This is a genomic window from Maridesulfovibrio sp. (assembly GCF_965230075.1).
Classification (GTDB): domain Bacteria; phylum Desulfobacterota; class Desulfovibrionia; order Desulfovibrionales; family Desulfovibrionaceae; genus Maridesulfovibrio.
The window spans coordinates 1,807,763-1,821,036 of record NZ_OZ245945.1; the positions used below are offsets into that span (position 1 = coordinate 1,807,763).

General features: G+C 45.5%; 15 protein-coding genes. 8 read left to right on the plus strand and 7 right to left on the minus strand.

From position 1 onward, the window contains the following. Window positions 1-7: 7 nt before the first annotated feature. Window positions 8-754, minus strand: coding sequence for a cytochrome c3 family protein (locus ACO05Z_RS08185; RefSeq protein WP_421901677.1), 747 nt, complete (start codon window positions 752-754; stop codon window positions 8-10). Between the two features lie 238 nt (window positions 755-992). On the opposite strand from ACO05Z_RS08185, the gene ACO05Z_RS08190 reads away from it, so the two are divergent. The 3 genes from ACO05Z_RS08190 to ACO05Z_RS08200 all read left to right on the plus strand — a co-directional run bounded on the left by ACO05Z_RS08190 (window position 993) and on the right by ACO05Z_RS08200 (window position 4,480). Continuing rightward, entirely contained in the window at window positions 993-2,507 is a 1,515-nt protein-coding gene (locus ACO05Z_RS08190) for an alkaline phosphatase (protein ID WP_421901678.1), read from the plus strand. A gap of 89 nt (window positions 2,508-2,596) precedes the next feature. Beyond that, window positions 2,597-3,724, plus strand: coding sequence for a YibE/F family protein (locus ACO05Z_RS08195; protein ID WP_421901679.1), 1,128 nt, complete (start codon window positions 2,597-2,599; stop codon window positions 3,722-3,724). Window positions 3,725-3,895: 171 nt separating this feature from the next. Further along, a complete protein-coding gene (locus ACO05Z_RS08200) occupies window positions 3,896-4,480 on the plus strand; it encodes an HAD family acid phosphatase (protein ID WP_421901680.1) in 585 nt (194 codons plus the stop codon). A gap of 159 nt (window positions 4,481-4,639) precedes the next feature. Here ACO05Z_RS08200 and ACO05Z_RS08205 read toward each other — a convergent pair whose 3' ends face one another. The 3 genes from ACO05Z_RS08205 to ACO05Z_RS08215 all read right to left on the minus strand — a co-directional run bounded on the left by ACO05Z_RS08205 (window position 4,640) and on the right by ACO05Z_RS08215 (window position 6,754). Then, window positions 4,640-5,551 (minus strand): NAD(P)/FAD-dependent oxidoreductase, encoded by a 912-nt coding sequence (locus tag ACO05Z_RS08205; RefSeq protein ID WP_421901681.1) that lies wholly within the window; start codon window positions 5,549-5,551, stop codon window positions 4,640-4,642. A gap of 110 nt (window positions 5,552-5,661) precedes the next feature. Beyond that, a complete protein-coding gene (locus ACO05Z_RS08210; RefSeq protein ID WP_421901682.1) occupies window positions 5,662-6,423 on the minus strand; it encodes an HD domain-containing protein in 762 nt (253 codons plus the stop codon). A 4-nt stretch (window positions 6,424-6,427) separates the two neighbouring features. Continuing rightward, window positions 6,428-6,754, minus strand: a complete 327-nt coding sequence (locus ACO05Z_RS08215; protein ID WP_421901683.1) for an SHOCT domain-containing protein — start codon at window positions 6,752-6,754, stop codon at window positions 6,428-6,430. A gap of 157 nt (window positions 6,755-6,911) precedes the next feature. Between ACO05Z_RS08215 and ACO05Z_RS08220 the strand changes: the two genes are divergently transcribed. The 3 genes from ACO05Z_RS08220 to ACO05Z_RS08230 all read left to right on the plus strand — a co-directional run bounded on the left by ACO05Z_RS08220 (window position 6,912) and on the right by ACO05Z_RS08230 (window position 8,822). After that, complete coding sequence (locus tag ACO05Z_RS08220; RefSeq protein WP_421901684.1) at window positions 6,912-7,322, plus strand: response regulator; 411 nt, start codon at window positions 6,912-6,914, stop codon at window positions 7,320-7,322. Window positions 7,323-7,420: 98 nt separating this feature from the next. Next, window positions 7,421-8,359, plus strand: a complete 939-nt coding sequence (locus ACO05Z_RS08225) for a Tim44 domain-containing protein (RefSeq protein WP_421901685.1) — start codon at window positions 7,421-7,423, stop codon at window positions 8,357-8,359. 160 nt (window positions 8,360-8,519) lie between these two features. Next, window positions 8,520-8,822 carry an Hpt domain-containing protein gene (locus ACO05Z_RS08230; RefSeq protein ID WP_421901686.1) on the plus strand — a complete coding sequence of 101 codons (303 nt, stop codon included), beginning with the start codon at window positions 8,520-8,522 and terminating at the stop codon, window positions 8,820-8,822. Between the two features lie 9 nt (window positions 8,823-8,831). On the opposite strand, the gene ACO05Z_RS08235 is transcribed toward ACO05Z_RS08230, so the two are convergent. Further along, the gene (locus tag ACO05Z_RS08235) at window positions 8,832-9,974 is read right to left on the minus strand and encodes an HD-GYP domain-containing protein (RefSeq protein WP_421901687.1); all 1,143 of its coding nucleotides are present in this window, start codon (window positions 9,972-9,974) and stop codon (window positions 8,832-8,834) included. A 423-nt stretch (window positions 9,975-10,397) separates the two neighbouring features. On the opposite strand from ACO05Z_RS08235, the gene ACO05Z_RS08240 reads away from it, so the two are divergent. After that, complete coding sequence (locus tag ACO05Z_RS08240) at window positions 10,398-11,333, plus strand: MerR family transcriptional regulator (RefSeq protein ID WP_421901688.1); 936 nt, start codon at window positions 10,398-10,400, stop codon at window positions 11,331-11,333. A gap of 98 nt (window positions 11,334-11,431) precedes the next feature. Then, window positions 11,432-11,860, plus strand: a complete 429-nt coding sequence (locus ACO05Z_RS08245) for a hypothetical protein (protein WP_421901689.1) — start codon at window positions 11,432-11,434, stop codon at window positions 11,858-11,860. A gap of 39 nt (window positions 11,861-11,899) precedes the next feature. Here ACO05Z_RS08245 and ACO05Z_RS08250 read toward each other — a convergent pair whose 3' ends face one another. Both ACO05Z_RS08250 and ACO05Z_RS08255 read right to left on the minus strand, forming a co-directional pair. Next, window positions 11,900-12,310 (minus strand): PqqD family protein, encoded by a 411-nt coding sequence (locus ACO05Z_RS08250; RefSeq protein WP_421901690.1) that lies wholly within the window; start codon window positions 12,308-12,310, stop codon window positions 11,900-11,902. After that, window positions 12,294-13,190 (minus strand): hypothetical protein, encoded by an 897-nt coding sequence (locus ACO05Z_RS08255; protein ID WP_421901691.1) that lies wholly within the window; start codon window positions 13,188-13,190, stop codon window positions 12,294-12,296. The genes ACO05Z_RS08250 and ACO05Z_RS08255 overlap by 17 nt, the downstream gene beginning before the upstream one ends. Window positions 13,191-13,274: the final 84 nt, after the last annotated feature.

The window sequence follows — 13,274 nt, forward strand, 5'->3', positions numbered from 1 at the left end:
TATTCCTTTATTTTAAATGGCACTTAGAGCAGTCGCTGTCTTTGTAGGGGCCGCGTTGCAGTTTCTTGTGGCAGTCCATGCATTGGTCATGGAAAGCACTGGTTCGGTTGAGCACGAGATCCTTATCATTTTCCTGATGACACTGGCCGCAAGCGGTGAAGTCTCCTGAGTATTCCTTCATATCCTGCATTTTATGACAAGGCGTGCAGCCTTTAAGACCTGCCTCAAACATGTCGTCATGGCAGTCAATACAGCGGTCATGGGCAGCATCCCTTACGCTTGGTATCTCTGCTGTTCCCGCGTTGGTGTGGCAATTGCCGCATTTCTGCGGTTCTTCTTCTATGTCAGTGTCATGGTGACAGGCCTGACAATCATTGTCCGCATATTCTTCATGAGCAGTATGATCAAAATTAAGTTTGCCGAGTTCAGCATGGTGACACTGCACGCAATAACTGGTGTCCGGGAAGGAACGGATATGCTCTCGCACGTAATCTTTGTCGAAGGCTTCCGGATGGCATGATCCGCAGGGGAGCGGTTCCTGATCACTGGTTTCTCGCTCGTGATGGCACTTGTCGCAGGGGATTTCGTAATCCCGGTGATGGCGTATATGAGTGAAGATTACTTTACCGCCGCTGTTCTTGAATAGAATGCGGACGGGGATTTTCTCTTTCTTCTCAGGAGAGACATAACCTGCGACAGCAAGCCCGAAGAGAACTGTAAGTATAATTGAGATGGGAATAAAATTTTTACGCACCGGGGTTGTCCTTGTTTTGTTAAACAATATTAACTGTCTATTATATACTTAATGAGGCTGGAATTGTCTAGTATTAAGAAGTGTAATTGTTAGTTGTAAAATGCAACTGGGTTAAACAAGGGTTTGCATAATATCCTTTCTGCTGTGACATAATGGACACATTCGACTGATAAGACTCCCCTTGTGAAATGGGTCGTTATTCCCGTTTTTCAAATAAATAAATTATCAGGAGAAAGTGATGAGATTTTCCAACAAACTCAGAGTATTGATGGCTCTTCTGGTCTGTGCCATGTTTGTGGCTGCAGCACCTGCATACGCTAAGGCCAAAATGGTCCGTGTATACAAAGGCAAGCCTGCCAAGTACGTATTCCTCTTCATTGGTGACGGTATGGGACTGCCTCAGAAGGGCGCTACCGAAGCATTCACCGGCGAACAGCTCCTCATGAACACCTTCCCCGCACAGGGAATGACCACCACTTACGCTGCCGACAGATTTATTACCGGTTCCGCAGCTTCCGCTACTTCACTTGCCAGCGGCCAGAAAACCAACATTGGTATGCTCGGCATGGCTCCTAACCAGAAGCATGTTAAGTCCATTGCTGAAATGGCTAAAGCTGACGGCAAGAAAGTAGGTATTGTTTCCAGTGTATCCATTGACCACGCTACCCCTGCCGCATTTTATGCACACGTTCCCACCCGCGGACAGTACTACGACATCGACGTTGCTCTCTCCGAAAGTGATTTTGATTTCTTTGGTGGTGGCGGTCTGAAAGACATTACCAATAAGAAGAAAAATTCTAAAAACTACAAAGGTAACGCTCTCGAACTGATCAAGAAAGCCGGTTACAAAGTAGTTACTGACAAAGAAGAGTTCATGGCCCTTAAGCCTGCTGACGGCAAAGTTATTTCCTGGAACGCATGGCTGCAGGATTCCAAGGCTCTGCCTTACGCCATGGATATGCGTCCTCAGGATATCACTCTTCCTGAATTCACTTCCAAGGCAATCGAAATGCTCGACAACCCTGAAGGTTTCTTTCTTATGGTTGAAGGCGGAAAGATTGACTGGGCCTGCCACGCTAACGATGCTACCGCTTTTATTAAAAACACCATCGCTTTTGATGATTCCATCAAAGAAGCTGTTGAGTTTGCCAAAAAACATCCCAAAGAAACCCTTATCGTTGTAACCGGTGACCACGAGTGTGGTGGTCTTACTCTCGGTTTCGCAGGTACCAAGTACGGTTCCTACTACGATGCTCTTAAGTCCCAGACTATTTCCTTCCAGCAGTTCTCTGATGAAGTTGTTAAACTTTGGAAAGAAGAACACAAAGGCAATGCAAGTTTTGAAGACTTCCAGCCCACCATCACTCACTTTTTCGGCCTTGAGTTCGAAGGTGACGCCAAGAAGAATCCCCTTGTTGTAAAGGATTACCAGCTTGCAATGCTCAAGGAAGCTTACGAGCGCACCATGAAGGGCGAGAAAAAGTTCAAGAATCCCGAACTTTACAACCTCTACGGTGGTTATGATCCCCTGACCGTGACTATTACCCACGTACTGAACAACAACGCCGGTCTTGGCTGGACTTCCTACAAGCACACCGGTGTTCCTGTTGCGACTTCCGCAATGGGCGTTGGTTCTTCTTCCTTCAACGGTTACTACGACAATGTTGATATCGCGTACAAAATTATGGCTATCATGGGCATGACTCCTAAAGTTCATGCCAGCATCAATAACGCTGAGTTTGCTGTCAAATAGCATACCCTTCGTACTTTAGCTGTTTCGGGCGGGGCATCTCTCGATGTCCCGCCTTTAGCATATATGATAAATTTCCAACCCCTGAGATCATGTCCGGATTATTTAAAAACAGAGAATTCATTCTTGTAGCGGTGTTCGCGGTTTTGACTGCCATTCTTTATTTTATCCCCACTGAATTTGACCAGCGTGTTGCTGAAAATGCTGAACGATGTCGTGCGGAAGTTGTTTCGGTTGATAATTCGGATATTGACCAGTTCGGTATGGTAAAAACCGGCCCGCAAATTGTGACCATGAAGGTTCTTGAAGGACGGTTTGAGGGGCAGGTGCTTACGGGGACCAACGAACTTCTAGGTCAGATGGATAAGGATAAGTTCTTTGTTCCCGGTGACGAGGCTCTTGCGGTGATTACTTATGATGCAGATGGTAAGCCCATGTTTGCAGTGCCTCAGGATCATTACCGTATTGATCTTGAACTGACCATGCTGTTGCTGTTTTCATTTCTGTTACTTGTCTTCGGAGGCTGGACCGGGGCTAAGGCTTTATTCTCATTTATGTTCACGGCACTGGTGCTCTGGAAGCTGCTCGTTCCGGCTCTTTTAAAGGGAGTTGATCCGGTCTGGATTACTCTAGGAGTAGTGGCAGGACTTTGCGCGGTGATAATTTTTATGGTTGCCGGGTTTAACCGTAAGGGTGTGGTTGCTTTTCTGGGCTCATTTCTCGGGGTCTTCACCAGTTGCCTGCTGGCGATATATTTTACCGGAGAGTTGCATCTGCATGGGGCTGTGATGCCTTTTGCCGAGACATTGCTTTATTCCGGGTTCGGGCATCTTGATTTGACCCGTATTTACATTGCGGCGGTCTTTCTGGCCTGTTCCGGGGCTGTTATGGATCTTGCCATGGATGTGGCGGCCAGTATGGATGAAGTGGTGCGCGCTAACCCTGAAATTAGTCACATGCAGGCCCTTGCCTCCGGTATCCGAGTCGGCAGGGCGGTTGTGGGAACCATGACCACTACCTTGTTGTTGGCCTATTCCGGTGGATTTATTACCTTGCTTATGGCTTTCATGGCTCAGGGAGTACCACTGATAAATACCTTCAATTTTGTGTATGTTTCTGCTGAAATTTTGAAGACTTTGGTAGGCAGTTTCGGTTTGGTAACTGTTGCTCCCTTTACCGCCGTGGCTGGAGCTTTTGTTTTTATAAGGAAAAACAAATAGTTCAACAGGACGGACTTGTCGGCTGTGACTTACTTGTGCTAATTCCCCTTGAATAGGAAATTTGCTGGAGGGAATGATTTGAAGTTGCGGTTGATTTGTTTCATTTTGATGCTGGCTTGCGTCAGCGGGTGTGTTGCTTCAAAAAAGCGCAAGATTAAGGCTCCTGTGGAGATGGTTTCCCTGCCTGATGTTCGGGAGCGGATTGTAGCTTATCACGGGAGCGGTAAGTATAAGGAAGATGTTTCTCACAAGGCGGAGTCTGTTGCGGACTTGGCGGTCAAGGCTATTCGGGAGCAAGTGAAATATCCTGCAGTAGTGATGGTGGTGGAAGATGTTATGCTTTCCACCTATGAAGTGCGCAGGAAGCAGGGTTTTTCAGATAATAATGCTGCACATACAGTTTTAGAGTCTAATGTTATTTTGAGTTCTCTTCCAGCGGTTAAACCTTCTGTTGTTCTTTTTGAGTTTTTGCTGCAAAGGAATATTCCGGTTTTTCTTGTTTCCTATAGGGCTGAGGGCTTCCGGATTCCGCTCATGGAGAATCTATCCAAGGCCGGATTTTCCGGCTGGCAAAAATTGTTCATGTTGCCATCTAATTATCCAGAAAATTTGAATTATTGCGAGGCTGTGCGCAAGGGCTTACAGGGAGCCGGCTATAATATTATCGCCACCATCGGGGTGTTACCGGAGGATGTTTCGGGTGAATTTGCCGGGAAAGCGGTATTATATCCCAACTATATTTATTCAGAACGCTAAATAAGAAAACCGGGTTGCCCAAAAGGTTAGCCCGGCTTTTTTATGTTTAGTTGATTTAAAATTATTGAAAGTTTATGGGATTCTTAAACCCTTTTTTTAAAAAGGGTTTAAGCCGCCAGAGGCGAAATCAGTTCATCAAAGCGCCTAGCGCATCAGTTCTTAAGCCTTACGGACGTATTTGGCAGCGCTTAAACCTGCCACACATCCTTCACCAACGGCTTTAGCCATCTGGAGCGGCGGCCCGCAGATATCTCCGGCTGCGAATATTCCGGGAACATTGGTGCGCTGCTGCTTGTCGGTTTCAATAAATTTCATGGACTCATCAAGCTGGATACCCAGTTCTGCGGCGAGGGACATGACGCCCTTTGCGCCCAGTTCGATGAATACACCGGTTACATCAAGCTTGTTGCCATCCTTGAGCACCAGACCGTCAACACCGCTTCCGCCGGTGATTTCCTCAACCTCAACACCTTCGTGGATGATGATGTCTTCGGCTTTGAGCTTTTCCATGAGTTCCGGAGCAAAGTTGAATTCCTTAGAAACAAGGTGAACCTTGGATGCAAGGTGAGCGAGATGGAGAGCTCCACCTGCTGCGGCACTTTCTCCACCGACAATTGCAACCTCTTCACCGCGGAAGAAGTTGCCGTCGCATTCCACGCAATAACTCACGCCTTTTCCGAAAAGATCTTTTTCGCCGGGAACTCCCAGTTTGTTACGGGTGGTTCCGGTGCAGATGATGATTGCTTTGGTCTTGAATTCCTTTGTCTCGGTGGTCACGGTAAAACCGCCGCCGCTGAGGTCCATAAGGTCCGGGGTTTTGATTTTCAGTACGTCTTCGTTGAAGAAAATAGCACCGAAGCTCTCGGCCTGCTGTTGACCTGTTCTCAGAATCTGTTCACCGGAAATTTCCAGTGTGCAGCAGAAGTTTTCAATGTGCGCCCACCAGAGGCTGCTCTTGTCGTTTTTACCAAGGATAAGTACTTTGAGTCCTTTTCTTGCTGAATGAATGGCAGCCTGCAGTCCCGCAGGTCCTGCTCCCAGAATGATAATGTCGTAATTGGTTTCGGTCATATTCTAGCTGTCCGTGGTAAGTTGTTGTGTTTTTTAAGGTCTACTTGAAAAGGTAAGTTTAAATTTACGAATGACAAGAGATCTTGAATTTCATTATTCCATAAAATTGATCAAGAGTTAAGTTGTTCTATTATCGGAGTATGGAGCGCATGTATTTGATCTGTGTCAGGAAGCTGATTCATGAGTGTGTCAACGTATCCACGTTTAAGCATTTCCTTGCGTGACCATTCGAAATTGAGGTCATAAGCCCAGCTGAGCAGAAGTAGGCGGAAATCATTCAGGCAGCTCATAGCCTGATAGGCTCCCTGCCTTCCTTCCTTCACCGCTTGTAGAACGGCAGGAGTCACTTCGCCCGGTTTTTCTTTCAGTCCCATGAGTGGAACTTCGTTGCCTGACTGGACTCCGGTCATATGCGGAATCAGAATCTTGATAATATCGATTTTGTCTGAGTCCCGAACGATTTCGGTGCAAGTCCTGAGTTCGTCAGAGATGAACGCGGGTAATGCGCTGCGGTTATGCAGGGCTATGGCGCCGAGGACCGTATTACGTTGTTTTTTGGGAAGGCCGTTCAATAGGTTATGTTTTAAAACCGTTCTCGCTCCCAGTGTCCCGTGATTGCAGGACTCTGAATCCTTGAATGTTCCGTACGCACGGTATTGCGGAAATCTACCGGTATCATGGTAGATAGCCGCTATTTGGGCTGTCTCGGCCAACTCCGCTGAGAGTTGCAGGGAATTACAGATGTTTCGGCTGTTTTCGAAAACATCAAATGAGTGATCAATTTTCAATTGAATATCAGGCCGCTCCCTGTCATTTGCACTTTGCAGGTAAGGGCTGACAAATTCGTTGAAAATTTCTTTTAAGTGTTCCATCTGTCTACAGCATGATTCTTTTTTTCTTGAATTTATAGTCGATTTCGGAAATTTTGCCTGCCTTCAAGTCTTCCTCAAGTTGTGCGAGGGCTTTTTCACGCATTTCCGCTGCTTCGCGGTCAAGATCCGGGTCTCTGAATTTTCCGTTAGGACCGAAGAGAAAGCGCAGGAAAATTACAATTACACCGAGTATGGCTGCGACGAAAAGCATCTTTGTAACAGAAGCCCAGAAGTCTCCGTAACCGGGGCCGAACGGCCAGTGGTCCCAGTGCGGGTTGCTTTCGTATTTTCCTGATATAAATGAAAATATGGATGATATTGTTTGGATCATGAATACTTCCTGTTATGTTTTTGTGAATAACTACCCCTCATTTCAACTCTGCGCAACATAAACCGGAAGTGATAATTTTGTGTATATAATTGCATATATAATCCCAGTGTGATTTAATATAGAGCTAAAGCAGTACACTAAGGGATTAGGAGATAATATGAGGATTTTAATTGTTGAAGATGAACTCGCGAGCAGAAAATTTCTTACGCATGTAATGACGAGTTATGGTGAATGTGATGCCGTTGAGGATGGAGCCGAAGCTGTTCAGGCTTTTACTGAGGCTTTGGAGTCCGGGAACCGTTATGATTTGATCTGCTTGGATATTATGATGCCGGAAATGGATGGGCAGGAGGCATTAAAGGAAATTCGTGAGATCGAAAAAGAATTCAACATTCCCCATAATCTTGAAACCAAGGTTATGATGACCAGTGCCCTTGGTGATCCATCCAACGTTATTGAAGCTTACTATAAAGGTGGAGCCTCAATTTATCTAACCAAGCCCCTTGATGTGGAAAAGATACGGGAGGCAATGGTTGATCTCGGATTTCTGAAAAAAAGTCTTGAATAAGTCCGATATCACTGGACAGGTGGCGTTAGCGTAATTATCTAAAGGACTGCGGCTTCGGTCGCGGTCTTTTTTTATAACCTAAGTAAATGAGGTATTAGATGAAACTACTCGGGTATTTGGTTCTTCCCCTTACCGTTGTCTGCCTGCTGGCCGTGATGGCTGGTGATGCAGATGCGAAAAGAATGGGCGGGGGAAAATCCTTCGGCAGCAAGCCATCTTTTTCAAAGACTTACAATAAACCGACATCAACAGCTACTTCCCAGAAGCAGGCAGGCGGTGCCAACAAACAGCAGGGCGGTATTGCCCGTCCCGGTATGGGCCTCCTTGGCGGTCTGCTGGCCGGTACTTTTCTCGGCTCAATGTTAGGCGGTTTCGGTGGAATGGGTGGTGGATTTTTTAACATCCTGATCATCGGTTTGCTTGTTTATCTCGGATTTAAATTTTTCAAGTCCCGCAGCCGTGGGACGGACGATATGTATCGGCAGGGTAATTATCAGCGCGGCCCGGATTACTCCCAGCCTAGCCGTAACAACACTAATGCTGATCCCTACGTCCGCAGGGAGCAGGCTGCCCAGAATGCATGGGATCATCTCTCTTCCAAGCCTTCTGCTCAGCAGGCAGCAGGTTCCGCAGAACAGCAGAGCGGACCTACTGTGAATATTCCTGCCGGTTTTGATGAAGAGGAGTTCCTCGAAGGTGCAAAAGCCGTATACACCCGCCTCCAGAAATCATGGGATAACCGTGATATGGCGGACATTGAGCAGTTTGCTACTGCCGGTGTGGTGAATGAGATCAAGCAGCAGGCCAAGGAAGATCCCGGTCCGTCCCAGACTGACGTGCTGATGGTCAACGCGAGATTACTGGAGGTCAAGGAAGAGGGGGGCATTACTCATGTCACTGTCTACTATGATGTCCTTCTGCGTGAAGAATCTTCTCAGTCCCAGCCTTCTCAAGTGCGTGAAGTATGGCACTTTGTAAAGCCTGTAGTATCTGAAGGTATGTGGAAGCTGGACGGCATTCAACAACTTGAAGAATAGTAACTGTAAATAATCAGTCGTTTTTGGTAATTAGTTTTTGCATGCGGCTGTTCTAATTGATAATAGGTAAGGGTATCGCTGAAAAAGCGGTACCCTTTTCCATTTATTGGGATTTGTGGAAGCTATTTGCTTTGGAGCGACATGTACGGGTAGGGACTGTATGGTTTTTAAAATTATTGAGAAAATAGATAAAGATCTACAGGGTCTTATCCCGGGCTTTATGGAGATTACCCATAAAGAGATTAAGGACCTAGAACAGGCTCTGGGGTCCGGGGATATGGCTGTGGTCGCACGTATCGGGCATAATCTCAAAGGCTCAGCTTTGAATTATGGCTTTTTGCAGCTTGGTGGCATTGGGCGGAGAATAGAAAGTAGTGCAGAACGCAACCAGCTTGAAAAGGTCCATGCTGAGCTTGAGGCGCTCAAAGATTATGTCGATCGTGTAGAGGTGGAGTTTGTATAGCTGGCAGGTTTACCAGAGGAACCGGTCCAGTTCCAGTTTGAATGTTTTCGGGTGAATGCATTCGATAATTTCAAGATTATTGCCTTGGTTGTCGGCAGACCTTTTGGCTAAGTCAATAAATTCCGGATGAATAGCCCTGAACCTACTGCTGAATACAACCTTCACCTGTGGCAGAAGCGGGGCTTTCGGGGTGTTGGTTACTACCACTCCGTAGCGTCCGTCAGAAAGTTTTACAAAACAGCCCACCGGATAAATTCCCACACATTTAATGAAGCTTTCCAGATATCTGGGATGAAACGATGTATTGGCCATGGAGTATAGGTGCTTAATGGCCGAGTTCGGTGTCATGGCTTCGCGATAAGGGCGATCAGACGTTAGTGCGTCATAGGAATCACATATTGCTATGATGCGCGCAAATTGAGGTATTTCGTTCCCGGACAAGCCTTGCGGATATCCGGAGCCATCATATTTTTCATGGTGTGCTTTTATTGAGTCGATTATAGCCTGAGGTGAGTCCTGTCCGGCAAGGTATTCACAACCTTTTAAGGGGTGGAATTTAACTTTCTGGAACTCCTCTCTGGATAGCTTCCCCCTCTTATTCATCAGGTTCTTTGGCAGCCAAAGTTGACCTATGTTCATGAGCATTGCGGTCAAGGAAAGTTCTTCGACTGCTTCGCGTGAAAGTCCGATATATCTACCAAGTATAGCGCTGAGGATAGCTGTGTTCAGGCTGTGGGTGTAAAGGTACCTGTCAGCTCTAGCGAGCACAGTAAGGCTTGCTGCGGCACTGTTGTTTCTATCGATGGATTCTATTAGCGGTCTTACGCCTTCTTGATATTCAGTGATTTCAAGTGCCCCTTCTTTTTCTACGGTTTCAAATATTTTTTGAACGTAGTTGAGGGCATCATTGTATGCTTCGCGGGCGAAGAGAATTTCTTCAGAGTAGGTTGTCTGGGGAAATGAGTTTGTAACAGTGCTTTTGTCAGAATCAATCAGGACTTCATTGATGTTGAGCTGAAGGATAGAGGAAATATCTGCTTTAGAGGAAATTGTATGGTTGGAAAGTTCCGGTGGCAGGCTGGAATAGCCGTTTGCAGAACATACGACAAACATACCTTCCTGAAGATTTGTGGTCTTGATTTTTTCTAACATCTTGTAGTGCTTTATCCTTTCGGGCTGGGATTATGCCCGTTTCTCCTCAACGTTAAGTACACCTTAAGCATTAAGCAGGGCAAGAGAAAAGTGCGCATGCCACGCTACGTGGCTGTGGGATGTTACTCCGTCACTATACGCACTACAATCTTTTTTCAGAAAGGCGACTCAATTCGCATATTGTGTTTTGTTTAGATCCTATTTTCACATACCCTCCGTCGAGATTCTTCCCATCTATATATTAAATTAATCACTAAACTTGGTTTGTCTACATTGTCAGTCAGAGTGTTTAATTGTATTGTTCAATTGATCAATTTGTTTATTCTTTTGAGCGTTTAGTTGATCAATTGGTTGTTGACATGTTTTTTTATAGGGTGTAATGTTTGATCAAGGTGATAAATGAACAACAGGTGAGCAGGGGATATGTCAAATCAGTACTTAAGTTTGAGAGAGGTTGGCAGGAGGTTGGGTATTCCTCCGTCAACCGTGGTTTATTATAAGGATAAGTACTCTAAATTCCTGCCGTCAACAGGCGGGATGGGGCGTAGGCAGAAGTATTCTGTAGAGGTTGTTGAAATTTTCAGGAGGATACGTGAGATGTATGGAATGAATTGGACAACTGAACAAATTGAAAATGAATTAAGCTTAAAGTTCGGTGTTTTAGTTGAAAACATTAAAAATGATCAACAGTTGATCGATGGGGCCGGTCTTGAGTCCAGCTCGGACATGGAGACAGTTATTAAAGGATTGTCTTCGGTATTAGGCAAGGTTTCAGATCTGTTGTCCAATCAGGCTCTTTTTCAAGCTGAATTGCGTGATTTACGAGAAGAAGTGTCTACTCTCAGGACTGAAAAGCGTAAGCTTTCCGCAGAGACAAATGAACGGATCATGGACATGGCCATGGAGATCGGTCGCTTAAAGCGAGACCGGGCTGAGTTGTTCCGTTTGCTGAGAGCTGGGGAATCCGGGCCTGATGAGTCCTCTTTTCCTGCTTCTGATTATCTTGAACGTCCTTTAGTTATTCGTAATTCAGAGGGAGAGTATCTTGGTGTTGCAGGTAAGGGGCGCAAGCATTTTTCGTTGGAAGATTTTGTTAAACTGCTCGAGAACAGTATAAACTCACATAGAAGTGTGGACCTTGAGTGGCAGGAGAAGGGTGGGCAATGGACTCTTGTAATTGATGCCAGTGAAGGACAAGTTTCATCACAGAAAAAAATTGTGCTTGTGACCGAAGAAAATGTTACACCTAACAATAACACTGTCGTTCGCATTGATAGTATGGAAATTAATGGAAAGGCCGTTCCCGGAGCTCTTTTATTTAGTCTTTTTAAACAGATACGCGAAAGTTTTGATCGTTAAAATGTTTTGGTGTTTTTCTAGAAAAAGTCTTGATATATTTGGTTAATATAGTTATTAAGTGAGTGATATCAGTAGAGGAGTAGTCTTAGGAGGAAAAAATGCCGCAGGTTGCAGCTAGAATTACGCACGATCACGAGAAATGGCTTAAGAATTATTTCAAGACCAAGAGTGCAGGAGCGGAGTTTATTCTGCCTTGGGCTGTAGATATGTTTTTTAAGTCCATGCGCGCAGTTGCGCAGGAATTAAATGTTGCTGAACTGAAGACAGTTTTGGAGGCATATCAGGGTGTGAAAATTCTGCCCAACCAGTGCAAGGGAGCGTATCTCTTTTTGCAGGTTGAGGAAGCTTGTGAAACAGAGAATGTTCACAATAATCACGGTGTGAGCTGGCCTAATCTTGAGGCTAAGTTGAAACGCCTTTCAGATGTGCATTCTACTGCATTGATGATCTGGGCTTCCGCCTATTGGGTGAGTAAAGTCTGGAATGGCGTCAGTTTTGAGGAATATATTAAACTGACTTGCGGTTAAGAATTGTTTTAGACCTATTTGTTTTTTCTCCGGGCGGAATTATTTTGCTTCGGTGTTTTTGTTGCTGAAAGCTACAAGTCCCCGTTTACCTAAATCTCTCAGAAATGAAGCTGTAGCTACTTCAGCTTCGCGGGGCAGGACCTGATATCTCTTTGCAAAACCTGCCGCTATCTTGCGGACGCTGTTTCTTCCGTCGATCATATCCCATACTAGAGTTCCCATTTCATCAAGTTCCAGTTTTTTGATGGGTGGGTTTTCGTCTTTCCACATCCCGAATCTCTTTGCCACATCAGCGAAAAGCGGTTTCAGCCGCAATGGATAGGATAGCATTACCAGTCCATTATCCATGCGAGTTTCTGTTATGTCCCGGTTCTTCAGGGGCTTGCAGGCCATGGCTTCGCCCCTGGTCATTTCCGGGATAACAGCTTTTTTCTTACTGAATAATTTCATAATTTTTGAAAATATTTTTTGCCCTGTCTTCTGGAATCTGCTGGCGGGATTTAACCAGTACAGCCAGAATACGGTTGCTTTCTTGTGTGTAGCGGATTTCAATCTGTCCATATGGACGACGTTTGGAATTTAACTTTGCAAGGGCAAGTTTGGCGGTTGACGGGCTTTTCTCCTGACCGAACATACAGGTGGAACCTTTGTCGTATTCAAGCTCAGCGATGGAAAGTCCCAGTGCTTTAATATCCTCTTTGAAAAGTTCTCTGGAAAAATCACCCAGATTCCGGTCCTTGAGGATGACATCGGCAGGACTGAAACGGAAAAGTTCTATAGTATCTGTCTGGTCTGTGAGACTGATATTGAATCTGCCCGGTTTGAATTCAAATGATTCGAGTTCCATTGAACCGGGAAGAGCGGCTTTCATGTCGTATATCTGCCAGAGTCGCTCAGTTTCGGAGTCGTGGAATTGCAGGCTGCCAAAAAGCTTTACAGCAGCATTGTCGATCTGATTGTCACATTTACCGATAAATTGAATCAGCATGACTTTGGCAGCTGTTTTACAGTAAAACATGACCCCGCGACCAGTGGCGAGGTCCGACTGCCAGTAGAAGGCGGTAGTATCGTATCTCTCCAGCGGTGCTTTCCATGAAGCGGGCAGAACTGTGGATTCTATCTTAAGTCCGGAAGCAGACTCAATCTTTTTGGCAAGCTGCCTGAAGTATGTTTTTTCCTTATAAATCCTACCTGCGTCATACCAGCGAAGCTCAATACAGGGATATTCTCCGTTATCGAGCTGCAGGAATCTTTTATCAACTCCACTCACCTCGAAATTGGACGGGACTTCAAAGCTGATGCCGTCCCAAGCTATATTCTTAAAATCCATTATTAGTTCCTTATGGAAAGGCTTCTCCTGATTAGCAGAAAAGCCGAATAAATCATATTGCCGCAAATACAATGCGGATAATCA